This window comes from Gluconobacter kanchanaburiensis NBRC 103587, assembly GCF_007988905.1.
GTDB lineage: Bacteria > Pseudomonadota > Alphaproteobacteria > Acetobacterales > Acetobacteraceae > Gluconobacter > Gluconobacter kanchanaburiensis.
Genome location: NZ_BJVA01000003.1, coordinates 34,247 through 54,788, shown reverse-complemented (window position 1 = coordinate 54,788; position 20,542 = coordinate 34,247). Strand labels below are relative to the sequence as shown.

23 protein-coding genes and 1 tRNA gene are annotated in these 20,542 nt (G+C 58.9%); 11 read left to right on the top strand and 13 right to left on the bottom strand.

All coding sequences use genetic code 11. The features are described from left to right. Positions 1 to 11: 11 nt before the first annotated feature. The gene (locus GKA01_RS03350; RefSeq protein WP_141353612.1) at positions 12 to 641 is read right to left on the bottom strand and encodes a trimeric intracellular cation channel family protein; all 630 of its coding nucleotides are present in this window, start codon (positions 639 to 641) and stop codon (positions 12 to 14) included. A gap of 85 nt (positions 642 to 726) precedes the next feature. Next, positions 727 to 2,109 carry a type I glutamate--ammonia ligase gene (glnA, locus tag GKA01_RS03345; protein ID WP_146859230.1) on the bottom strand — a complete coding sequence of 461 codons (1,383 nt, stop codon included), beginning with the start codon at positions 2,107 to 2,109 and terminating at the stop codon, positions 727 to 729. 343 nt (positions 2,110 to 2,452) lie between these two features. Here glnA and GKA01_RS13575 point away from each other — a divergent pair, with 343 nt between their 5' ends. From GKA01_RS13575 to GKA01_RS03330, 4 genes are all read left to right on the top strand, one after another. Continuing rightward, positions 2,453 to 2,605 (top strand): hypothetical protein, encoded by a 153-nt coding sequence (locus GKA01_RS13575; RefSeq protein WP_167506308.1) that lies wholly within the window; start codon positions 2,453 to 2,455, stop codon positions 2,603 to 2,605. Between the two features lie 287 nt (positions 2,606 to 2,892). Continuing rightward, positions 2,893 to 4,056, top strand: a complete 1,164-nt coding sequence (locus tag GKA01_RS03340) for an aminotransferase (protein WP_146859228.1) — start codon at positions 2,893 to 2,895, stop codon at positions 4,054 to 4,056. Between the two features lie 76 nt (positions 4,057 to 4,132). Next, the gene (tldD, locus tag GKA01_RS03335) at positions 4,133 to 5,596 is read left to right on the top strand and encodes a metalloprotease TldD (protein ID WP_146859226.1); all 1,464 of its coding nucleotides are present in this window, start codon (positions 4,133 to 4,135) and stop codon (positions 5,594 to 5,596) included. A 31-nt stretch (positions 5,597 to 5,627) separates the two neighbouring features. Next, a complete protein-coding gene (locus tag GKA01_RS03330) occupies positions 5,628 to 5,837 on the top strand; it encodes a hypothetical protein (protein ID WP_146859224.1) in 210 nt (69 codons plus the stop codon). A gap of 3 nt (positions 5,838 to 5,840) precedes the next feature. Here GKA01_RS03330 and GKA01_RS03325 read toward each other — a convergent pair whose 3' ends face one another. Continuing rightward, on the bottom strand, positions 5,841 to 6,146 hold the full coding sequence (locus tag GKA01_RS03325; RefSeq protein ID WP_146859222.1) for a YggT family protein: 306 nt from the start codon (positions 6,144 to 6,146) through the stop codon (positions 5,841 to 5,843). A gap of 130 nt (positions 6,147 to 6,276) precedes the next feature. Here GKA01_RS03325 and GKA01_RS03320 point away from each other — a divergent pair. Then, positions 6,277 to 6,352, top strand: a tRNA-Ala gene (locus GKA01_RS03320). A gap of 178 nt (positions 6,353 to 6,530) precedes the next feature. Here the strand turns inward: GKA01_RS03320 and GKA01_RS03315 are convergent. The 9 genes from GKA01_RS03315 to GKA01_RS03275 all read right to left on the bottom strand — a co-directional run bounded on the left by GKA01_RS03315 (position 6,531) and on the right by GKA01_RS03275 (position 16,044). After that, positions 6,531 to 9,155 (bottom strand): glycosyltransferase family 2 protein, encoded by a 2,625-nt coding sequence (locus GKA01_RS03315; RefSeq protein WP_146859220.1) that lies wholly within the window; start codon positions 9,153 to 9,155, stop codon positions 6,531 to 6,533. A 235-nt stretch (positions 9,156 to 9,390) separates the two neighbouring features. Beyond that, complete coding sequence (locus GKA01_RS03310) at positions 9,391 to 11,043, bottom strand: ArnT family glycosyltransferase (protein ID WP_146859218.1); 1,653 nt, start codon at positions 11,041 to 11,043, stop codon at positions 9,391 to 9,393. 74 nt (positions 11,044 to 11,117) lie between these two features. After that, positions 11,118 to 11,885, bottom strand: a complete 768-nt coding sequence (locus GKA01_RS03305; RefSeq protein ID WP_146859216.1) for a glycosyltransferase family 2 protein — start codon at positions 11,883 to 11,885, stop codon at positions 11,118 to 11,120. Between the two features lie 4 nt (positions 11,886 to 11,889). Beyond that, entirely contained in the window at positions 11,890 to 12,390 is a 501-nt protein-coding gene (locus GKA01_RS03300; protein WP_146859215.1) for a F0F1 ATP synthase subunit B family protein, read from the bottom strand. 10 nt (positions 12,391 to 12,400) lie between these two features. Next, positions 12,401 to 12,961: a F0F1 ATP synthase subunit B family protein gene (locus GKA01_RS03295; RefSeq protein WP_146859213.1), complete on the bottom strand. Its 561-nt coding sequence runs from the start codon at positions 12,959 to 12,961 to the stop codon at positions 12,401 to 12,403. A gap of 8 nt (positions 12,962 to 12,969) precedes the next feature. Beyond that, positions 12,970 to 13,197, bottom strand: a complete 228-nt coding sequence (locus GKA01_RS03290; protein ID WP_024717170.1) for an ATP synthase subunit C family protein — start codon at positions 13,195 to 13,197, stop codon at positions 12,970 to 12,972. A gap of 83 nt (positions 13,198 to 13,280) precedes the next feature. Continuing rightward, the gene (locus GKA01_RS03285) at positions 13,281 to 14,030 is read right to left on the bottom strand and encodes a F0F1 ATP synthase subunit A (protein ID WP_146859581.1); all 750 of its coding nucleotides are present in this window, start codon (positions 14,028 to 14,030) and stop codon (positions 13,281 to 13,283) included. After that, positions 14,008 to 14,376, bottom strand: coding sequence for an AtpZ/AtpI family protein (locus tag GKA01_RS03280; RefSeq protein ID WP_146859212.1), 369 nt, complete (start codon positions 14,374 to 14,376; stop codon positions 14,008 to 14,010). Before GKA01_RS03280 ends, GKA01_RS03285 begins: the two co-directional genes overlap by 23 nt. Before the next feature lie 144 nt (positions 14,377 to 14,520). Beyond that, positions 14,521 to 16,044 carry a TSCPD domain-containing protein gene (locus GKA01_RS03275; protein ID WP_146859210.1) on the bottom strand — a complete coding sequence of 508 codons (1,524 nt, stop codon included), beginning with the start codon at positions 16,042 to 16,044 and terminating at the stop codon, positions 14,521 to 14,523. A gap of 197 nt (positions 16,045 to 16,241) precedes the next feature. Here GKA01_RS03275 and mlaD point away from each other — a divergent pair, with 197 nt between their 5' ends. From mlaD to GKA01_RS03245, 6 genes are read left to right on the top strand one after another with little or no spacing between them, the layout of a single operon-like run. Continuing rightward, complete coding sequence (gene mlaD, locus GKA01_RS03270; protein WP_146859208.1) at positions 16,242 to 16,775, top strand: outer membrane lipid asymmetry maintenance protein MlaD; 534 nt, start codon at positions 16,242 to 16,244, stop codon at positions 16,773 to 16,775. Positions 16,776 to 16,778: 3 nt separating this feature from the next. Next, positions 16,779 to 17,015, top strand: coding sequence for a hypothetical protein (locus GKA01_RS03265; RefSeq protein WP_146859206.1), 237 nt, complete (start codon positions 16,779 to 16,781; stop codon positions 17,013 to 17,015). Further along, the gene (locus tag GKA01_RS03260) at positions 17,012 to 17,740 is read left to right on the top strand and encodes a DUF2155 domain-containing protein (protein ID WP_228119901.1); all 729 of its coding nucleotides are present in this window, start codon (positions 17,012 to 17,014) and stop codon (positions 17,738 to 17,740) included. Before GKA01_RS03265 ends, GKA01_RS03260 begins: the two co-directional genes overlap by 4 nt. A 48-nt stretch (positions 17,741 to 17,788) precedes the next feature. Further along, entirely contained in the window at positions 17,789 to 18,511 is a 723-nt protein-coding gene (otsB, locus tag GKA01_RS03255; RefSeq protein ID WP_146859204.1) for a trehalose-phosphatase, read from the top strand. Beyond that, positions 18,499 to 19,842 carry an alpha,alpha-trehalose-phosphate synthase (UDP-forming) gene (locus tag GKA01_RS03250; protein WP_146859202.1) on the top strand — a complete coding sequence of 448 codons (1,344 nt, stop codon included), beginning with the start codon at positions 18,499 to 18,501 and terminating at the stop codon, positions 19,840 to 19,842. The genes otsB and GKA01_RS03250 overlap by 13 nt, the downstream gene beginning before the upstream one ends. Positions 19,843 to 19,847: 5 nt before the next feature. Then, entirely contained in the window at positions 19,848 to 20,348 is a 501-nt protein-coding gene (locus tag GKA01_RS03245; RefSeq protein WP_146859200.1) for a disulfide bond formation protein B, read from the top strand. A gap of 9 nt (positions 20,349 to 20,357) precedes the next feature. Here the strand turns inward: GKA01_RS03245 and GKA01_RS03240 are convergent, their stop codons facing one another. Continuing rightward, positions 20,358 to 20,534: a DUF1328 domain-containing protein gene (locus GKA01_RS03240; protein ID WP_146859577.1), complete on the bottom strand. Its 177-nt coding sequence runs from the start codon at positions 20,532 to 20,534 to the stop codon at positions 20,358 to 20,360. Between the last annotated feature and the right edge of the window lie 8 nt (positions 20,535 to 20,542).

Genomic DNA, 20,542 nt, shown 5'->3' with positions numbered 1-20,542 from the left:
GCGCCTGCCGCCTATCGTTTGTAATGCGGCAGGCCTAGTCCTTTGATGAGGGCTACGGCGCGCAGGCTGAAGCCAGCCACGACGGCAATCATGGCCGCAAGACTTGTATTGAGACCCAGCGCCGTCAGGGACACATAGGTTCCTGACGCCAGGGCGACGGCTGTGATGTACAGCTCCGGCCGGATGATGATGGATGGCACGCCTGCCAGCATATCCCGAAAAATGCCGCCCATGCAGGCACTGACGATCCCCATGAGAGCCGCTGGGATCAACGGGATGCCGTAAGCCAGCGCCTTGGCTGAGCCGAAGACGCCATAGGCGGCGATCCCGAGACCGTCAAACCATTCCACTGCGCGGGCTGGCCAGAAGCGGGTCGGGGTAAACCAGACGGCAATGGCGGATAGCAGGCAGGCTGTAATCGGGACGGAGGTGTGCATCCAGAAGACCGGCGCGCCAATTAGCAGGTCCCGTACCGTTCCGCCGCCAACGCCTGTAATTGCGGCAAAGAACATGAACGTCACGATGGTCAGGCGTGCACGGGCGGCTTCGATCGCGCCGGAAATCGCGAACACGATCGTGCCTGCGATGTCGAGGACGGGCAGGGCGGAGGAGGAGAAGGCCTGAAGGGCGGGAGGGATCATCGGGCCGTTTTGAAGTGGTGTGTTGAAAACAGAAAAGCCCGGCACGAAGGCCGGGCTTTCCGTAGAAGAGATGTTCTGACCCGGATCAGACCGAGTAGTACATCTCGAACTCTACCGGATGCGGCGTGTGTTCGAACTTGTAAACTTCCGGCCACTTGATGTCGATGTAGCTTTCGATCTGGTCCTTGGTGAAGACGCCGCCTTCGAGAAGGAATGCGTGGTCTTCCTTGAGGGCTTCGAGAGCTTCACGGAGCGAACCGCAGACCGTCGGGATCTGGGCCAGTTCTTCCTTTGGCAGCTCGTACAGGTCCTTGTCCATGGCGTCGCCCGGATGGATCTTGTTGCGGATACCGTCGAGGCCGGCCATCAGCATGGCGGCGAATGCGAGATACGGGTTGGCGGTCGGGTCCGGGAAGCGGACTTCAACGCGCTTGGCCTTCGGGTTTGTCGCATGCGGGATACGACACGAAGCCGAACGGTTCGCAGCGGAATAGGCCAGAAGCACGGGAGCTTCGAAGCCTGGGATCAGGCGCTTGTAGGAGTTGGTGGACGGGTTCGTGAAGGCGTTCAGAGCCTTCGCGTGCTTGATGATGCCACCGATGTAGAACAGCGCGTCTTCGGACAGGTCTGCATACTTGTCACCTGCGAAAGTCGGCTTGCCGTCCTTCCAGATGGACTGGTGGACATGCATGCCAGAGCCATTGTCGCCCGAGATCGGCTTCGGCATGAACGTGGCCGTTTTGCCGTAGGAGTGGGCAACGTTGTGCACGCAATATTTGTAGATCTGCATGAAGTCTGCGGACTTCACGAGCGTGTCGAACTTCGTGCCGAGCTCGTGCTGCGACTGTGCGACTTCGTGGTGATGCTTTTCGATCGGCAGGCCCATTTCTCCCATCGTCGAGAGCATTTCGGCGCGCAGGTCATGCTCGCTGTCCACAGGCGGGACTGGGAAGTAGCCACCCTTGACGACCGGGCGATGGCCCATGTTGCCTTCCGGATAGGCCTTCATGGAGGCGCCGGGGCCTTCGATGCTGTCGAGCTGATACGTGCCGAAATTCGGGCCCGTGCCGAACTGCACGTTGTCGAAGATGAAGAATTCGGCTTCCGGGCCGAAGAACGCCGTGTCGCCGAAGCCGGCTGACTTAAGATAGGCTTCTGCGAGCTTGGCGGTCGAGCGCGGATCGCGGTTGTAGAAATTGCCCGTCTTCGGATCAATGATGTCGCAGAACAAGATCAGCTGCGGCTTGGCGGAGAACGGGTCCATGACGGCCGTTTCCGGATCTGGAAGCAGGACCATGTCGGACTCGTTGATGGCTTTCCAGCCCTGGATGGACGAGCCGTCGAACATGAAGCCTTCGACGAAAGTGTCGTCTTCCATGGTCGAGACCGTCTGGGTCGTATGATGCCACTTGCCCTTAGGGTCGGTGAAGCGCAGATCGACGAATTCCGCCGCGTGCTCCTGGATCATCTCGAAAACGCGGGCAACTGCCTGCGGGTTCGGAGCGGGCGGCTTGCTTGAAGCTGCGGGGGCAGCTTTGGGCGCTGCGGCCTTCGAGGTACGGCGCGCCGGAGCGGCCTTTGGTTTCGCGGTAGAGGAAGTGGGGGCTTTTTTGGCCATCGATCTGTCGCCTTGCATCGTGTAAACGGCTTCAAAACGATTAAGCGACAAATGCCTGTCTGTCGAGTATGGGAAATTACGCCATTCTGCGGATTTGTGATGGATTGTTCCGTGAATGCGCCCAAGTTTTCCTGAACTGGTCCGGAACTTGCATGAAAAGAGGGTACCGAGACTCTTTTTGGGAAATATCCTCATGACCCCTGCATCTGCTCTCCGGGACGACTGGAAAGACAGCGACCTCCTTCCTTTACAGGTTGAGCGCTCGGACCGGCTCGCGGCATGCTTTACCATTCGGCATGAACTGTCCGTCGGTGTGCAGCAGTTGAAGCTGGCTGCGTTGTTCTAGGTTCTTCTGGGGCTGCTGGCAGGAAGTGCGCTGACGTTTGTGGGTGGATATCTGGCTATCGTGTTGCAGTATCGGCGTGGTTCTGATCATGCTGGCGATGCTTCTGATGTGCGGGTTGGGACAGGCCCTGATGCGTAACATGCGCTGTAGGACACTGATGCCTGTGAGACCTGTTCAAAAGTAGATTTAAGGATCAGGACGACGGGGAGTGCCTGAGAGGCTTTTCAGTCCTGCGCCAGCCTGCAATGGTGCGGAACGTCCTGTTCTGAGTGTTGTGGAATGCGTTGATGAAAACACCCAATTCCTATCTTTCCGGTCTGCCCACCACGATCTTCACGATCATGTCACAGCTTGCTGTCAAACATGGAGCCATCAATCTCGGACAGGGGTTCCCGGATACTGAAGGGCCGCAGGACATCATCGACAAGGCGGCAGAAGCGTTACAGGACGGGCGCAACCAGTATGCGCCGCTGACAGGACTGCCGGAACTTCGAGAAGCTGTGGCCTCCTCGAACCGGCGTTTTTATGGAATTGACGTCGATCCTGCGACGGAGGTCGTGGTCACGTCTGGTGCGACCGAGGCTCTCGCGGCCTGTCTGATGGCAGTTGTTGAGCCAGGCGATGAAGTTGTCGTGATCGAGCCACTTTACGATACCTATCTTCCTGCGCTGAGACTGTTGGGAGCCGTGCCACGCTGTGTGCGGTTGCAGCCCCCGCACTGGTCTTTGCCTGAAGCCGAACTGCGGGCAGCGTTCGGCCCGAAGACGAAGGCCATCATGCTCAACTCGCCCATGAATCCTTCAGGAAAGGTTTTCACGCGCGAAGAACTGGAGCTGATTGCGACGCTGGTGCAGGAGCATGATGTCTATGCAATCTGTGACGAAGTTTACGAACATCTGACGTTTCACGTGAAACACATTCCCCTCATGACGCTTCCGGGAATGCGCGAACGGTGCATGCGGATCGGGAGCGCGGGGAAAAGCTTCTCCCTGACCGGCTGGAAAGTGGGCTACGTCACGGCGCCAGCGTCACTTGCATCTGTGGTGGCGAAGGCCCATCAGGTGCTGGTTTTTGCAACGGCTCCCAATCTCCAGTGTGCTGTTGCATATGGCCTGAACAAGGATGACGATTATTATCTGTCCCTGTCAGCCCAGATGGAATCGCAGCGTGATCTTCTGCGTGACGGTTTGGAGCGTCTCGGCTTTCAGACATTGCCGGCGGATGGCAGCTATTTCATTGTCGCGGACATTTCGCGCCATGCTGAAGGGCGTGGAGATGTGGAATTCGCCCGCTGGCTGATCGAGCATGCCGGTGTGGCGACAATCCCGGTCTCGGCTTTCTATGATCCGGAAGGGGCTGTCCCGCCGCAGAACTTGATCCGCTTTGCCTTCTGCAAAAAGCCCGAGATCTTGCGCGAGGCCTTGAAAAGGCTGGAAAGCGCCCTTTCTTAAAACGACGCATCGTCGTTCTGGTCTCAATCATTTCGTATGCCGGAAAAACCGGTCCGTTCCTGTCTGGAGATGTTTCATGTCTGTTGCCGCTGATGCTCTGGGCGCTCTTGCGACGACCGATGCCCTGTTTTTCGGTCGATCTGACTCGAAGCTGACCCGTGACGACGCCCGGGCGCTCGTCGATCGGGGGCTTGAGGGCGTTGATGATGGTGAACTCTTTCTGGAGTACAGGGAGAACGAAAGCATCAGTTTCGACGATGGTACGATCCGTTCTGCCAGCTTCAATACGTCATCGGGATTCGGGTTGCGCGCCGTTCTGGGAACGGAGACAGCCTTTGCGCATGCCGATGACATCAGTCGTGATGCTCTTGCGCGGGCAGTCAGTACGGTCGGCGCGGTCCGGCAGGGGCGCAGCGGGGTCATGGCGCCGGGACCACAGGCAACGAACCAGCGGCTTTACGGGGACTCGCGTCCGCTTGAAGGAACAGATTTTGCTGCCCGTGCCGCGGTCCTGAGCGAAATTGATGCCTATGCGCGGGGTCTGGATTCGCGTGTCGTGCAGGTCAGTGCTGTTCTCAGTTCCGAATGGCAGGCCGTGCAGATCATGCGGCGGGCGGATTCTGGTGGGGATGTTGCGGATCTGCGTCCACTGGTGCGGATGAATGTATCGGTTGTTGTTGAAAAGGATGGGCAGCGGGAAAGTGGGAGCTGCGGCTTGGGCGGACGCTACGAGCTGGACCGTCTGCTGGCTCCGGAAACGTGGCGTGAAGCTGTAGACAAAGCCCTGAAGCAGGCGCTGATCACGCTTGAGGCAGCCCCCGCGCCGGCCGGGGAGATGGATGTCGTTCTTGGACCAGGCTGGCCGGGGATTCTGCTTCATGAAGCGGTCGGGCATGGTCTGGAGGGCGATTTCAATCGCAAAGGTACGTCGTCTTTTTCCGGAATGGTAGGCAAGCGGGTCGCGTCACCGGGGGTGACGGTCGTTGATGACGGAACGTTGCCGGAATGTCGTGGTTCGCTCAGTGTCGATGATGAAGGAACACCGACGTCACGAACCGTGCTGATCGAGGATGGTATCCTGACGGGCTATCTTCAGGATCGCCTGAATGCCCGGCTGATGGGGACGAAATCGACGGGGAATGGGCGGCGGGAGTCCTACGCGCATGCGCCGATGCCGCGCATGACCAACACTCTCATGCTCGAAGGTGACGCCACAACAGACGACATGATCCGCTCCATAAAACGGGGTCTGTATGCTGTGAATTTTGGAGGGGGTCAGGTTGATATCACGTCCGGGAAGTTCGTGTTCGCCGCGTCAGAGGCTTATCTGGTGGAGGATGGAAAGATTCTCCATCCGGTGAAAGGGGCGACACTGATCGGAAACGGGGCGGATGCCATGAACCAGATTTCCATGATCGGTTCGGATGTAGCGCTTGATCCGGGTATTGGAACCTGCGGCAAGGCTGGCCAGGGCGTGCCGGTAGGTGTGGGGCAACCAACACTGAAAATTTCGGGCCTGACTGTCGGGGGAACCGGCTAATGGCCTGTTTCTGTTCGAGAAGGACGGCGGAATGGGGCATAATTACGCGAAACCGCTGACGGTCGAGGCGCGGATGGAACGGATTCTGTCGCGTCTTCCCTCTGACTGGGGTGTCAGGATGGAGCGTCTGGATGGGGCGGACTGGCACGTCTGGATGAAGCGTCCAGACGGGATGGAGCAGCAGATTGCCGCTCCTGTTCTTGTGGACGCGCTGGAAGAGGTCTGGCGCGCTCTGCGGTGAACTTCAGAAGCTGTTGTGGGTCGCGAGTATGAAGAAAATCCTGTTGACCGCCGGATAGACGAGAAACTGAATCAGCAGCAGGACGATCATGGGGGTGAAATCAACGCCGCCTGTATTGGGCATAATGTTGCGGATAGGCGTCATGACCGGCTCGACGATCCGGGCAAGTGCGTTGAAAACGGAGTAGAAAAAGCGGTTGCCGACATCGAGAATGCCAAAACCCAGCAGCATCGAAAGAATGCAGTAGGCCAGAAGGATCCACACGAAAGCCTGGATCAGCATCAGGATAATGGCATGCAGGACAACCATGTAAAACCTCATTATAGGTCAAAAAAAGAGCCACAGGGGCTTGGAATGCGGCCGTATCATAACACAATATGCTGTGCCGTGCAGGGGCGCTTGACAGTATGGGCGAACAGGAGAACTATCGCCTCACCGTGGGGCTGTAGCTCAGATGGGAGAGCGCCTCGTTCGCAATGAGGAGGTCAGGGGTTCGATTCCCCTCAGCTCCACCACGGTATTCTCACGGATTGCCCTGATCACGAAAGCCGTTCTTTGAACGTGTGGCAGCTGCGTAGTGATGGGGCCGCTGACTGCAGAAAATCTGTAGATTTACAGAAAATTCGGCATTGCAGGCATCGTGATTTCTTATCTTGATGCCCGCAGCTTTGGTCTGTCTGGAATGCCCGTTCTTCAGTTAGTGGATGATGTGGTCGATGGTTTTTTCTGGCGCGGTTTTGAAGGTTTACGCGCCCGCTCTTTGGCAAGAGCATCTGTTTTCCCAGGTTCGATCGTAAAAACGGGCAGGGGCCACAATGGACGGATTTTCTTCCTTGTCGAGGCAAGGGGGGGATATCGCGTTTCGTCAACGCCAGGAAGAGTAAGGTCGAAGAAGACCTGTCGGTCAAGCGTGAAGTGGGGATTGTAAAAGGGGTCCGTCTGGAGAGTCTGTCCCCATTTTTCAATCATGAACTGTGTTTCGTGGAAGAAACGTCGTTCCGTGGACGGGCGGTCATCGCTGCCACGACTGAGGCTTTCATGATGTTCAGCGCAGAAATCTGGCGTCCAGATGACCTTATAGCCCGCGTCCCGGACTTTGAGGCACAGATCGATATCATTGAACGCGACCTTGAGATGCTCTTCGTCAAAGCCGCCGACCAGTTCGAAAGCGGGGCGCCGGATCAGCATACCGGCAGCCGTTACCGCTGAAATTTCCTGGGGGAAATAGGCTCGGCCTGCGTATCCACCTTCGTCGCGCGGGATACCGACATGCGCGTGCCCAGCCACATCTCCAATGCCCAGAAGCACGCCCGCGTGTTGGACCGTCTGGTTAGGGTAGACGAATTTTCCACCGACAATGGCAACGAGTGGGTCTGCCAACGCTTCGTTGACGAGAATTTCCAGCCAGTTTTCCTGCTCAACGAAAACGTCGTTGTTCAGGAACAGCAGAAAATCGGACTGTTCGTCTTTTGCCGCCAGATTGTTAAGCCGCGAATAGTTGAAAGGTTCCTTGATCGTCAGGATTTCGACATTCGGGATTTTTTCGACCGTCTGCGCAAATTGCTTGGCTTCCCGAGTGATCGACCAGTTATCGATCAGGATAACCTTGTAGTTCGGATACCGGGTGTATTTGCGGATTGCATCCAGACAGCGGGCGGTTGTTGTGATCTCGTCCTTGTAGGGAATGATGATCGTGACGGACGGTGTCTGGTTGAAGTCCCAGTTGACTGTGTAGAGAGTCATGCCCATCTGGGAACTGACAGTTGCGGGTAGATTTCTGCGCGTCAGATGATCGTTGACGGCCTTGATGCCTGCATCAATGGCATATCGTTTGTTGCCAATATCGGAAGCGGTTGAATTGGCGGTAATACGCCAGTGATAGAGAATTTCCGGGACGTGGTGAATTTTTTCCGCAGGGATGTGTTCAGACGCCCGAAGCAGAAAATCATGATCCTGTGCGCCGTCATATTCCTTGTTCAGGCCGCCCACGATCTTCAGAGCCGACTGCCGGATCATGACGAAGTGACAGACGTAGTTGACGCCTAAAAGAAGTCTGTAGTTCCAGTCCGTTTTGAAAGCGGGTTCGCGATAGTAACCGCTGGCATCAATCTTGTCCTCATCGGAATATATCAGATCGGCATGACTTCTCTGCCCTTCGCGCAGCATGTATTCGACGGCAACATCGGCCAGAAGGTCGTCATGATCGAAAAAGGCAACCCACTCTCCTTGTGCTGCTGCCAGACCTGCATTGGTGGCAATGCTGATGCCACCGTTTTTCTGCTGAAAGATTGGGCGGATACGGGAGTCGGTTTTTGCGAAATTTTCGATAACAGTGCGCAGCTCGGCGTTTCCGCTACAGTCATCGACGAGAATAAGTTCCCAGTTCTGCCATGTCTGGGCCATGACGCTCTGAATAGCGGCCCTGAAATCCGTAAGATCCGGATTCCAGACCGGACAGATAATACTGACGAGCGGATTACCCTTGATGAGACTGTCGTCGCGTGTCCTGTCCACATATTTGCGCAGAACCGGGAAGTACGCGGTTGCCCAGGAATGATAATCTGCGATCGTGAAACCTGGCTGGGGCAGGATTTCGCGAACCTGACGACGAAGACGGGTCAGTTCGACGTGCAGGGAGTCGATCCTGTCAATGACGTCGATAACGAGTGCCTCATGAGCGTCTGTCACAAAACTCGTGTTGCACGGGCTGTTGGTGACTTCAATCATGTCAGGAAGAACGTAGAAGCGGAATTCCTGCGAATAAGGTTTGCGGTACAGTTCGGGAGGGGAGAACTGAAAACCGCAATAGGGGTCGCAGGACAATGCCTTTCCAACGTCGCCACGATATCTGTTGGCTTCGATCTGGGCGATTTTCTGGCCATCACAGGTGACAACGAGCTGCTGGTTTCCTTTCCAGCCTTTCACGTCATTTCCGGAAATGACCCAGCCGCTCAGAACACCCTGTTTGAGGCCGTCCACGAAAGAACGTGTTTCCACAGGCAGGATGCCGGCAAAGGAGATGTACTCCAGCTTCTCGTTCTGGGAGTAGATTTCGATCTGCTTGAGGCGGTTCTTGAATGTGATGTGATGTGTTTCGCCGTCCAGCAGGGCGGGAGGCATGGGGATATGGAATCCCGTATTTTTGGATTTTATCCCGGCCTTATGTACGTCCTCACGAAGATCGGTACAGTAGAACTGAAGAAATTCCTGACCGTCTGCCAGAGCATGAAGGAAAACCGGCTGTGAGGGATTTTCAGTATCCGTCGCCCAACCCCGTATCCCATTAACGGAAAACTCGTCGATCTGGCAAACTATCATCAACTTCCTCCTGCTGACGCCATCAGATCTTCAGGCCACGCACAGCACTGCAAACATATGACAAAAAGTAATTTCTACAAAATCTCTGGAACGAGTATTCCACGCCTTCAGGTTACCTGCAAAAGCATAAGAATCTCCTTAAATTCCCTCAGTCGGGAAAGAAAAAAACCTTTCCTGAATGAAGAAATTTTCATTGGTCTGCTGAAAGGGTCAGGGATTGCCGAAGATGAAATCTTCAGCGAGGTGCAAAGAGACCGAGATCGAGGTGATGGCCGTTGGAATAGTTCACGCCCTGGACGCGACCATATTCCACAACTTCAAGTCCGTATTTCAGGAGACGGTTCCTGAAACGGATCTCATCCTTGCGGTCAATCAGGGCCAGGCTGCATTGTGAATGCGCATGAAGGTAGTCTGCGGCTTCGGCGGGTCCGATTAGTTGCGTGTCCGGACCGACAAGGAAAACCAGGCTGGGCTCCGAATATGATGACGAAACCAGAATGCTGTTCGTGCAGGGCCGTACGTCCTCGAAGAGCTCTGCAATACGGGGGCTGAGACGGATAGTCTGCAACTGGGGAATGATGCCAAGGAAGAGGCCTGCATGAGCAATGACGGCGGCTCCCATGGCGCAGAAAGCCGCCTGCCGGCGTTGCTGTTTCATTAGCATGAAGATGCTGCAGAGGAGCAGTGGCAGAGAGCCGCCAAGCGCAAGAAGGCCGGAGAGAGAAAAGCTATGTTCCAGTTTGTAGAGGGTGACACTTCCGCCCAGACAAAGCACGAGGCCGATAAGAGCCCATAGGACGCCATAGAGGCCGAAAAGGATTTTTGCCCATCTCGGAGCACTATAGGACGGCCATGCCATGAGACCCGCCGCCGCGAGAATAGCGATGGCAGGATATGTCGGCAGGACATAATGCGGAAGCTTCGTGGCGATGAGTTCGAAAACCAGCCAGTGGGGCACGATCCAGCTCAACAGGAAACGCACCTGAGGAAGTTTGCGGTTTTGCCATATCGAAGGAATGGCGAGGACGGCGAACAGGGAGCCTGGCCAGAAAGCCAGTCCAAAGACCAGCAGGTGAAAACCGGGAGGAAGACCGTGGGCTTCCTGGCCGTGTGCCACTTTTCCGAGAAAATTTCGTCCGACCGCCCGGGCGAAAAAATCGCCGCCACTGATGATTTCAATTGCGAGACACCATGGAATCACAACGGCAAGCATGATGAGCCAGCCCCAGCGCGGGCGTAGACGAGTCCACCATGACCGGTCCCTTTCCATGAGCCACAGGGCCAGTGGGGTGCCGAAGCCCGGAATGAAAACGACCGGTCCCTTGAGCATGAGACCGACTCCCAGCGCGAGCCAGTAGGCCACGGCAACACGTAAAGGCGTCGGGCGATTCTTCAGACGATCCATGAATGCACGCAGAAGAGCGGCTTCGATCGACAGAATGTCCAGCAGCAGAACGGTGTCGATCGTCGCCATGTGGCTTTCCGCGACGAACAGGGTCGAGACCATCAGGAGGCCGGCAGCCATCAGGCCGGTTGTTCCACCGAAAAGGGTGGCCCCGATCCAGGCTGTCATCGGGACGATGATCGTGGCCGCCAGCAGGCTGGGAATTCGGTAAGGCCATGTTTTCCGCAGGATCGAGGGGCCGAAGAGTTTTTCTGTCGCGGATGTTGATGCGGCCTCCAGCCAGTAAATTCCGGCAGGCTGGAGATAACGCGGTTTGTCCTGAAAGCGGACGTCGATGAAATTGTGCGACAGGAGCATCTGTTCCGATGCTTCCATGTAGCGCGGTTCGTCGCGGTCGAGCGGGGGGAGCATCATGCGGCCGGGCAGGGCGAGCAGAAAGGCCACAAGCGCCAGAAGAGAATAATGCCGGAGGTTCAGAGTCATGGGGCCTCTCCGCGCCGTTCTGTTAGGCCGGACGTGCGGCAGGATCCGGAAATGTCCGGATCCGGTGACGGCTTTTAGTGTTCGGTCAGATGATCGGGCAGATGTGTGCGGTTCTGAAGCCAGATAACGCCCAGAAGGTCACGGATTCCCACGAGGGCCCGATTGAGATTCGTATATTTCGACGTGCCATGCAGACGGGCGCGGTGCTGGACCTCAATGCAGATCAGAGGAGCACCGTAATGCCCAAGCAGTGCAGGCAGGAAGCGGTGGACGCCTTCGAATTGCGGGATCTGAAGGAAAAGATCGCGCGGGAATAGCTTGAGAGGAGCACCAGTGTCCGGGCAGCCATCGTTCAGAAGGCGGCGCCGCAGACCATTGGCAAGACGGGTGGCAATGCGGCGGGACAGACGGTCGTTCCGCTTGCGGCGGACACCGACCACCAGTGGCGGCGCACCAGTAGCGGATGTCGCACAATCCAGCATTTTCAGGATGGCGGAAGGATCATCCTGCCCATCGCCGTCGATGGTGGCGATCCATTTTCCCTTGGCGGCTGTAATTCCTGTCCGGAGGGCGGCTGATTTTCCGAGACGTTTCGGATGACTGATGATGCGCAGGAGCGGCAGAAGAGTCTGGCGGGCTTCGAGAAGCTTTTTGACGGTGGCGTCAGTGCTGCCATCATCAATGGCCAGAATTTCGACTGAAGAGTCGGCACCGAAATTTTCAGCCAGTTCCTGACAGACGGGAAGAATGTTCTCCGCCTCGTTCAGAACGGCCATGACGACGGAGAGCTTTGTGGGCTGTCCGTCGTCATGAAGGGAACCTTGCACCTTGGACGGGGGCATCGGATCAGGCAGCAGAGCGCCGAAGGGCTTCCGGCAGGCTGTCGATGCCTTTGTTGATCAGGCTCGATGCGATGTCGGGGCTTTCCGTCAGGCGGGCTGCCACCACATCGCGGGCTGCAGCAACAGCGATCCGAGCGGCGCGATCCTGAATTTCACGGATGGCCGAACGTTCGGCTGCGTGAATGCGATCCTGCGCCATCTTCTCGAAGCGGGCTGCGGCGGCTTCGGCATCCTTGCGGGCCCGTTCTGCCAGAGCAGCGGCTTCGACCTCGGAGCGGGCAAGCATGGCCTGTGTTTCGGCCAGAGTCTTTTCACGCTCGCGGGTGGCGTCTTCCAGCATCTGTTCGGCTTCGCGACGCAGACGGGCCGCTTCGTCGAGATCATGCCGAACAGTTTCGGCGCGGGCATCCAGATGACCTGTAATGGCAATCCAGAGCTTGCGTCCGAAAATGATGAAGAACAGGACGAAGGCGAGGGCGGTCCAGAACCGGGGATCGTGGAACATCGTCGTCTCCTTAGGCGCTGACGCGTTTGACGGCGCTGGCGACAGCCTGCTCGTCCTGGGGGCCAATTAGACGCGCGACCAGATCCTGTGTGGTGCTGGTGGCGATCTCGGGCAGGCTGGACAGGGCCTGTTCGCGGGACTGGGTGATTCGGGTCTCGGCGTTTGCGATCTCGGTTTCGAGGCGCTTGGCCGTTTCGGCAGCGTGAGCATCCGCGCTGGCGCGGGCTTCGCTCTGGATCCGCTCCACGTGGGCGCGGGCCTGCTCGGCTGCTTCATGACGGGCGCTAAGGAGTTCCGCGCTGGCACGGTCAGCCTCGGCTTTTGCCTTGCGGGCAACATCCAGATCGCTCTGGATCCGGGTCCGACGGTCGGTCAGGACCCGTTCGACCCGCGGCAGTGCGAAGCGGCTCAGGGCGAGATAGAAGCCACCGAAAATGACGGCTCCCCAGACGACCTGTCCGATCAGCAGCGGATCGTGGAAGTTCAGCTGTGGCATGCCCGCAGCCACGGCACGGCCCGGCACGGCCGCAAGCGGGGCGGCGAACAGGAAGAGGCGTGGCGTACGGTACATGTTCGACCTCAGGCGAACAGGATCAGGAACGCGATCAGCAGGGCGAAGAGCGCGACGGCTTCCGTCAGCGCGAAGCCCAGCATGCCGATGCCGAAGACATGCGGACGCGAAGCCGGGTTGCGGGCAACCGAGCTGATCAGCGTGGAAAAGATGTTACCGAGACCCATGCCAACGCCGGCGAGGGCGAAAACGGCAATACCGGCACCGAGGTCACGGGCGGCCTGGGCGATGCTGATGCCGAATTCGTGAGCGGCTTGAACGTCCATTGTCAGGTTCCTTGTTGGGTCGATTAAAAGGGTTAGTGCGAAGCTGATGTGGCTCAGTGAGCGACGGCCTCACGCAGATAGATGCAGGTGAGGATGGCGAACACATAGGCCTGCAACACACCCACCAGCAGTTCGAGGGCCGTCAGCGCGACATTGATCGCGATCGGGGCGATGGCCAGGATATGGCCGAATGCACCCAGACCGGCGAGCATGATCGTGAAGCCGGCAAACACTTCCAGAAGCACGTGACCCGCCACCATGTTGGCGAAAAGTCGGATCGACAGGCTGACCGGACGCGAAAGGAAAGAGATGAGCTCGATCGGCACCAGCAGCGGAGCAAGCCAGACAGGCGTTCCAGCGGGCAGGAAGTGCTTGAGGAAGCCGACACCCTGAAAACGGATGGAAGCAAGGATCGAGATGACGAACACCATGATGGCCAAGCCGAAGGTCACGGCGATATGGCTGGTGTACGTGAAGGAGAAGGGCAGCAGACCAAGATAGTTGCCAGCCAGAATGAAGAAGAAGATCGCAAAGACGAACGGGAAGAACGTCGCACCGTTCTCGCCGATCGTGCTGACGGCAAGGTCATGCACGAAGTCGTAGCTGATCTCGGCAGCGGCCTGAAGACGGCCAGGCACGACAGCGGCGGGGCGCATCCCGACATACAGGAAGACGAGAACGATGGCGGCAGCGATCAGCATGAACAGCGGCGACTGCGAGAACCGCAGGGCTTCTCCCAGATGTCCAAGAACCGGATGGAGCTCGAACTGTCCGAGCGCGTCAATCGTCGATCCGGCTGCCACGCTGGCTTCTCCCGTCATCTTTCGGTCCGGACACCATGTCCGAATCTTTCAAAACCCGCCAGACATTCAACATGCCGGCACCACATCCTGCCAGGGCGAAAACGGACAGGAACAAAGCCCTGTACCCGAACCAGTGACCCAGGGCGTAGCCTATGGCCACACCAACCGCGAGACCGGCCACAAGGTCGGTTCCCACGCGGATCGCCAGTCCAAGGGAAGACATGGAGCCGTCGCCATTGTCTGCATCGGTCACAGCGAACTCCCCTGAGTGGGGATCAAGCTTCTGACGGGCACGCCTGAGGCGTTCGTCGAAGTTTCCGTCGTTACCGGCAGGGGCGTGTCCCATGAGATCTGATCCCTTACCCTGTACGCATCCTTCTTGTCCGGTCATTTCAACCGGATTCCTTTTCAGCGCAGGCGCTAGCTACCGGCGAGTCCGTTGACTGTCAATGTATTCTGCTCGTCGGAAGGTCTGAAACCTGCTTTCGGACTAGCTGACCAGTTTCAGGCGCCGCCCGCGGTCCTTCCATTCCGGGGTTTCTCCTGTGTCGCGCCCGAACGGCAACATGGGCGCCGGATCCTCTGCACTGGGCTCGATCCGGGGAGCGTCTGGCATGGGTTCACCTAGGTAGGCTTCGGACAGGGTGCGGAAGGCATAATCAAGAAGTGATGTTGCGTAGGCAGTGGACGGATCGCCCTCCACGGTTCCGGCGGGTCCGAAGCGGGTATAGGCGAATCGTTCCACAAAGGCCTCCAGTGGCGCACCATATTGCAGCCCGATGCTGACCGCCTGACCGAGGCAGTCCATTAGGCCCCGGGCCATGGGGCTTTCGCGGGGGGGAGTGATGCTGATTTCCCCGAGCGTCCCGTCTTCGAATTCGCTGGTCCGCATGAACAGGCTGTGGCCGCCCACGGCGGCACGCTGTGTGAAGCCGGTCTGGCGCATGGGCAGGGTACGGCGCACACCGCGCGCCAGTCTTGCCTGAAGGTCGGCCAGATCCGGCTCCGGGACGGAGGGAAGAAAATCCACCGTGCCTTTCAGGGCCGCATGCATGGCGGCATGAGCTTGCGGGCGCACCGGAGGCAGCGGTGTTTCGCCTGCCAGAGCCAGAGCTAGCGCAGATTCGGGCGTCAGGCCGCGGCAGGCCAGCCGCGCCAGCGTCGAGGCGCGGAGATGGCCGTCTTCGCGCAGGGGGGAGAACGCCGGAGCGAAACCGCAGGTCTCGACCCCCAGCAGGGCTTCCGTAGGACCAGGGGACGAAAATCCTGTTTCGACCGGGCAGAAATGCCGCTTCTCTTCCGCAGCATGAACCGAGGAAGCCACCATCCGCAGATCCCGAAGTGGAGATTCCGGAATCGGGGGCGGAGGCAGCTTCGTCCCCGCGCGGGCGACCGTCGTGGCTAGCGCTGCGAGGGCGTGGGCGGTGCTGCGGGCTTCGTCGCTGTCATAATCGAGACCCAGAGTCGCCAGGCAGGCGTCGAGATCCGTCAGAAGGACAAGACCGGCCGCTTCGTCTTCAGGCTTCGCAGGAAGGTCGAACAGGGGCAGCTCGCCTGTGCGTTCGATCCGGGTCGCGGCATGAAGGCGGCGCAGGGAGTCGCAGGCCAGACGCAGGCAGGCGACGAAATGTTCGGTGGCGAATCCGGTGTCCTGTACGAAGCTGGACAGGCGAAGAGTGAAGCCGGGCGTTTCGTCAGGCTGGCACTGCCACAGGGCAGCATTCGGGGCCATCTGCTGCATCAGCAGAAGATAGGACAGGCTTCGGCCCGGGGCGGGAGTGCTGGTAGGTGTGCCGGGCAGGGGCGGGCAGGCGTCAATCGTGTCCACCCATCGGGCGGCCTCCGTGGCTAGTCTGACCGGCCCACCGTTCAGGGTGATCGCGGCGAGCGCCTGTGCGGTACCGTCGTCCCAGGCGGCAGGCAGGGTGACGGAGCGCAGGGCGTTCTCGTCCGGGTCGGTCATGACCTGAAGCGTTCTCATGCGAACGCCGGTCCAGTGAAGGCGAGCTGTCATGTCCTTAATCTACGCCTGCGGATCCGGGCGTCGTAAGTCGGAAAAGAGCTTCCGGACGGGCGCTAATGGACGGGAACATGGGGATATGGGGGATAACATTTTTTCTGCCCCCGTTTGGCGGATATCCGGTGGAGGGATTGGACGCGGGACGTGGAGTCGGGTAGTGCAGGAAGGATGATTTTCACGAGGGTATCGTCATGACCGCTGTCACGGTCCGCCATGACCGGCTGGAGCTTCTGGCCGGATTCGCAGTCCTTGTCTGTCTGGCAGGTCTACTGGTCGCGGCGATGGTTGGACACCATCGGAGTAACGATGGCGGTTATCCCGTACATGCGTCGTTCAGCCAGATTGACGGTCTGAACGTCGGGTCGGACGTGCGGCTTGCGGGCATTACCGTGGGGCATGTGATCGAGGCGACTGTCGATCCGAAGACTTTTCAGGCGCAGGTCACGTTCACGCTCGCCCCAGATGTGAAGCTTCCTACGGATTCCGCGGCGATTGTGACGTCTGACAGTCTGCTTGGCGGGAAATACATCGCGCTGTCTCCGGGGGGGGCTGACTCGCTGGTGAAGCCGGGAGGGGTCATGACTGAGACGCAGGGGGCAATCAGTCTGGAGCAGCTTCTGAGCAAGTTTATTTTCTCGGTGACGGATTCTTTGCAGAAAAGCCAGAAGGCTAATGCCGGCAAGGGGGCGGGCGGTGGTTCGGGCAGTCTGGTGGACGAACCCTGAACGATGACCGCTACGGGTGCGTTTCCCTGGGTTGATCATGAGGGTAACCCTGTTTCGTGTGTGGAGAAGGTCCAGATTCTGCGCGAAAACGATACCGAATTGCGTCAGGCCCTTCAGGACGCGTTTGATGACGGGGTGCTGATGGGCGTTACGCCTCAGGCGATGTTGCGGACGTTCCAGGTCATGCTGTCCGATCTGAAGAGCCCGCTTCAGGGTGGCGTTCAGGAGAAAGAGTCATGATGAAACGTCGGACTGCTTGCGTTTCGCTTCGGAGGGTTGCGGGCGCCACTCTGCTGGGCGCAGTGATGGGTGTCATTCCCTCTGGAATTCCGGATGCGCGGGCTGCGACCGGTGTTGCGCCTCCGGCGATGTATCCCGCCACGACCTGGCAGGGGCAGTCCCAGGCCGTAGTACGCGTTCTGGACCGGCTGGACTCTCATATCGAGTTGCTGACGGTACCGGTTGGAGGCAGTGCGACCTACCACAGTCTTTCGGTCGGGGTTGAGGCGTGTGTCAGTCGTCCCCAGACGCTGTCGGCGGATTCCGGTGCGCTTCTGCATCTGAAGGACAGCAGTGATCCCGCGCGCGCGCCATTCGACGGATGGATGTTGGCGCAGGAGCCTTCTGTTGCGACGTATGGCAGCCCTTTGTACGATGTGCGCGTTGTCTCATGTGCGGGAGTGCTTACAGCGCCACAGGCAGGGCCGTTGCCTGTGGTGAAAGTTCCTGTGCTCGCAAGTTCGGATGTTCCGGTGGAAGAGGGTGGGGAGGCGCAGACGTCCCTTCCTGAATCTGCCGCAGGTGGCCCGGTGCCGCTTGCTCCGGACAGTCATAACCCCATTCCGCTCGCCCCTCCCGGTGTAGCGCCTCCGTCGCTTGCCCCGAGTGCGCCGGTTCCGCCGCAGGGACAACTTCAGGGACAGCAGGCTCTGCCACCGCCGACAGCCGATCCGGGTCTCGAATAAGGGCGGACGGGGCGGAATGACCCAGAAACAGGAAGAAATGACAGCTTCATGATTCAGGTTCCCTTCTCTCCCTCGCGGGCGGCGCTGCTGCTCGATTTTGACGGAACGCTCGTCGATATTGCTCCCACGCCCGACAGTGTCCGGGTTCCGGAAGGACTGATCGCCGATCTCCTGCGCCTGCGGGATATGCTCGATGGTGCGCTTGCGATCATCACGGGGCGTCCCATCATACAGATCGATCATTTTCTGCCTGGCGTTCCGTATGCCGTGGCCGGAGAACACGGTGTGGTGGTGCGTCATGCGCCTGATCAGCGCATCCGTGAACGCGATCTGCCCCGTGTGCCGAAGGACTGGGCCGACGCTGTGGAAAAAATTGCCGCAGAGCATCCTGGTGTTGGGATCGAACACAAAAAAGCTGGAATGGTACTGCATTATCGTCGCGCTCCCGAAGCAGAAGCGGACTTTCGGGCGCTGATCTCGGTATGGCCCGTGGACCAGCACGGGTTTCATCTTCAGGACGCACAGATGGCCATTGAACTCCGGCCGCTGGGCATCGACAAGGGCAAGGCGCTTGAAGAACTGATGGCCGAGGCGCCCTTTGCTGGGCGGCTTCCGGTTTTTGCCGGTGATGATGTCACCGACCGGGACGGGGTCAGGGCAGCGCGCCGGATGGGTGGCGCGGGCTGGCTGATCCCTGATGATTTTCCAGATGCAGCCACGTTCCGCCGCTGGCTGCACGATCTGTCGGAGGGACGCGGATGGGCCGCCTGATTATTGTCTCCAACCGGACACCCGCCCCGGGTGAGCGGACGCAGCCTGCCGGAGGGTTGACGGTCGGTCTGTATGATGCGGTTCAGACCCAGGAGACACTCTGGTTCGGATGGTCGGGGCATCAGCACGCGGATGCTGCCTCGCGGCCTGTCCAGCGCGAGCATGTCGGCAATGTCGATTATGTGACTTTTGACCTGACCCAGAAACAGTACGACCGTTTCTATCTGAATTTTTCCAATGGGGTTCTGTGGCCGCTGTGTCACTATCGCACCAACCTTATCCGCTATACGCGTGAGGACTGCGAGGCATATTATGAAGCCAACGAGGTTTTTGCGGACCGGCTGATCAGACTTCTGGAGCCGGGCGATACGATCTGGATCCACGACTACCATCTTTTTCCACTTGCGCAGATGCTTCGGGACCGGGGCGTCGGGGGGCGGATCGGCTTCTTCCTCCATATTCCTTTCCCGCCCTGGAGTGTGGCGCGTTTGCTGCCCAAGCTGGACATGCTGCTGACCGGACTGGCGGCCTGTGACCTGATCGGCGTGCAGACTCCGGAGGACGAAGCCAATCTGAAAGGGTGTTTCGAGGCTTATGGGCTGAAGGCTGCCGTCGAGGCTGTTCCCATCGGGATCGATCCTGTCAGTTTCCGTCAGCAGGCGATTGAAAGCGCTGTCTCTGAAGATGTGACGAAAATCGTTGATACATTGGAGGGGACGCGCCTCATCATCGGTGTGGACCGGCTGGATTATTCCAAAGGCCTGCCGGAACGGATGAAGGGGTTCGAGGCTCTCCTGAAAAACTATCCTGAGCATCGGGGGCAGGTGACGTTCCTTCAGGTGACACCTGTGTCGCGTGGTGGAGTGGAAAGTTACCGGCTGCTCAAGGAGGAGTTGGACGGTCTGGTCGGCACCATCAACGGGGCCTATGGCACGCCGGACTGGGTGCCGATCCGGTATACGACATGGCCGATCGGACGGCATATTCTGGCCGGTCTGTACCGGATGGCCGATGTGGGTTTCGTCACCCCCCTTCGCGATGGAATGAATCTCGTCGCGAAGGAATTCATTGCGGCACAGGATGAGGAAGATCCCGGCGTGCTGGTGCTGTCGCGCTTTGCCGGCGCGGCTCCGGAAATGCCCGAGGCGCTTTTGATCAATCCACTGGATGCAGAGGGGATGGCAGATGCGCTGCATATTGGCCTGACCATGGATGTTCAGGCTCGTCATGCGGCGTGGTCGGCAATGTATGAAGAGGTGTCCCGCAATACGGCTGGAAGTTGGTCCAAACAGTTTCTTGATAGTCTGGAGGCTGTCTGCCCGTGCCAGTGAGTAGAATGAGGCGCCCTGTTTCAGGGGCGGCAATAGGCGGTCTGTATGTGCTTGCGGGGCTGCTCGCTCTGGGAGTGGTCTGGTTTGCCGAGCACTGGCTGAAACTTGCGCCCTGCGAGCTGTGCCTCTGGGAACGCCGGCCGTGGTGGGTGCTGATCGCGCTCGGAGTCTTCACGCTGCTTCTGCCCCGGCGCTACGCCCGGTACGGGGCTTACCTGGGCCTGCTGTGCCTGATGACGAGCATCGGTCTTGCCGTGCTGCATGCGGGCGTGGAGCACAAGTTCTGGCCCAGTCCGGCGCCCGAGTGCCGTGCGCCTGCCTTTCACGGGGGCAGTTTCAAGGACTGGATGTCCGCAATGCCCGCAAGGCCGAACAAGCCCTGTGACTCGCCGGATTACCTGTTTGGGCTTCCTGTCTCCATGACGGAGCTGGGGGGGCTGTATGCTATGGCTGTGTTCCTGATCGCTCTGGTCGGGAGCGTCCGCATGGGGCGCTCCCGGCGCTGAGAGGTCGGATCAGAGACGCGGGCCGCGACCCCGTCCGAAAATGAGGCTGACGACCAGAAGGACCAGAAAGATGAAGAAAAGGATCTTGCCGATATAGGCGAAGTCCGCCGAAATTCCGCCAAAGCCGAGCGCTGCGGCACATAGGGCGAGGATCAGGAAAGCTATGGTCCAGCGCAGCAGGTCCATGGAAAGGT

Coding starts and splice junctions, on each gene's coding strand:
- GKA01_RS03280 (WP_146859212.1), bottom strand. CDS start 14,376: ATGGGACACGCCCCTGCCGGTAACGACGGAAACTTCGACGAACGCCTC.
- GKA01_RS03340 (WP_146859228.1), top strand. CDS start 2,893: ATGAAAACACCCAATTCCTATCTTTCCGGTCTGCCCACCACGATCTTC.
- GKA01_RS03265 (WP_146859206.1), top strand. CDS start 16,779: ATGACCGCTACGGGTGCGTTTCCCTGGGTTGATCATGAGGGTAACCCT.
- GKA01_RS03295 (WP_146859213.1), bottom strand. CDS start 12,961: ATGTACCGTACGCCACGCCTCTTCCTGTTCGCCGCCCCGCTTGCGGCC.
- GKA01_RS03275 (WP_146859210.1), bottom strand. CDS start 16,044: ATGACAGCTCGCCTTCACTGGACCGGCGTTCGCATGAGAACGCTTCAG.
- GKA01_RS03315 (WP_146859220.1), bottom strand. CDS start 9,155: ATGATAGTTTGCCAGATCGACGAGTTTTCCGTTAATGGGATACGGGGT.
- GKA01_RS03310 (WP_146859218.1), bottom strand. CDS start 11,043: ATGACTCTGAACCTCCGGCATTATTCTCTTCTGGCGCTTGTGGCCTTT.
- glnA (WP_146859230.1), bottom strand. CDS start 2,109: ATGATCCAGGAGCACGCGGCGGAATTCGTCGATCTGCGCTTCACCGAC.
- GKA01_RS03350 (WP_141353612.1), bottom strand. CDS start 641: ATGATCCCTCCCGCCCTTCAGGCCTTCTCCTCCTCCGCCCTGCCCGTC.
- GKA01_RS03240 (WP_146859577.1), bottom strand. CDS start 20,534: ATGGACCTGCTGCGCTGGACCATAGCTTTCCTGATCCTCGCCCTATGT.
- GKA01_RS03305 (WP_146859216.1), bottom strand. CDS start 11,885: ATGCCCCCGTCCAAGGTGCAAGGTTCCCTTCATGACGACGGACAGCCC.
- GKA01_RS03260 (WP_228119901.1), top strand. CDS start 17,012: ATGATGAAACGTCGGACTGCTTGCGTTTCGCTTCGGAGGGTTGCGGGC.
- GKA01_RS03330 (WP_146859224.1), top strand. CDS start 5,628: ATGGGGCATAATTACGCGAAACCGCTGACGGTCGAGGCGCGGATGGAA.
- mlaD (WP_146859208.1), top strand. CDS start 16,242: ATGACCGCTGTCACGGTCCGCCATGACCGGCTGGAGCTTCTGGCCGGA.
- GKA01_RS03300 (WP_146859215.1), bottom strand. CDS start 12,390: ATGTTCCACGATCCCCGGTTCTGGACCGCCCTCGCCTTCGTCCTGTTC.
- GKA01_RS03325 (WP_146859222.1), bottom strand. CDS start 6,146: ATGGTTGTCCTGCATGCCATTATCCTGATGCTGATCCAGGCTTTCGTG.
- otsB (WP_146859204.1), top strand. CDS start 17,789: ATGATTCAGGTTCCCTTCTCTCCCTCGCGGGCGGCGCTGCTGCTCGAT.
- GKA01_RS03245 (WP_146859200.1), top strand. CDS start 19,848: ATGAGGCGCCCTGTTTCAGGGGCGGCAATAGGCGGTCTGTATGTGCTT.
- tldD (WP_146859226.1), top strand. CDS start 4,133: ATGTCTGTTGCCGCTGATGCTCTGGGCGCTCTTGCGACGACCGATGCC.
- GKA01_RS03250 (WP_146859202.1), top strand. CDS start 18,499: ATGGGCCGCCTGATTATTGTCTCCAACCGGACACCCGCCCCGGGTGAG.
- GKA01_RS13575 (WP_167506308.1), top strand. CDS start 2,453: ATGACCCCTGCATCTGCTCTCCGGGACGACTGGAAAGACAGCGACCTC.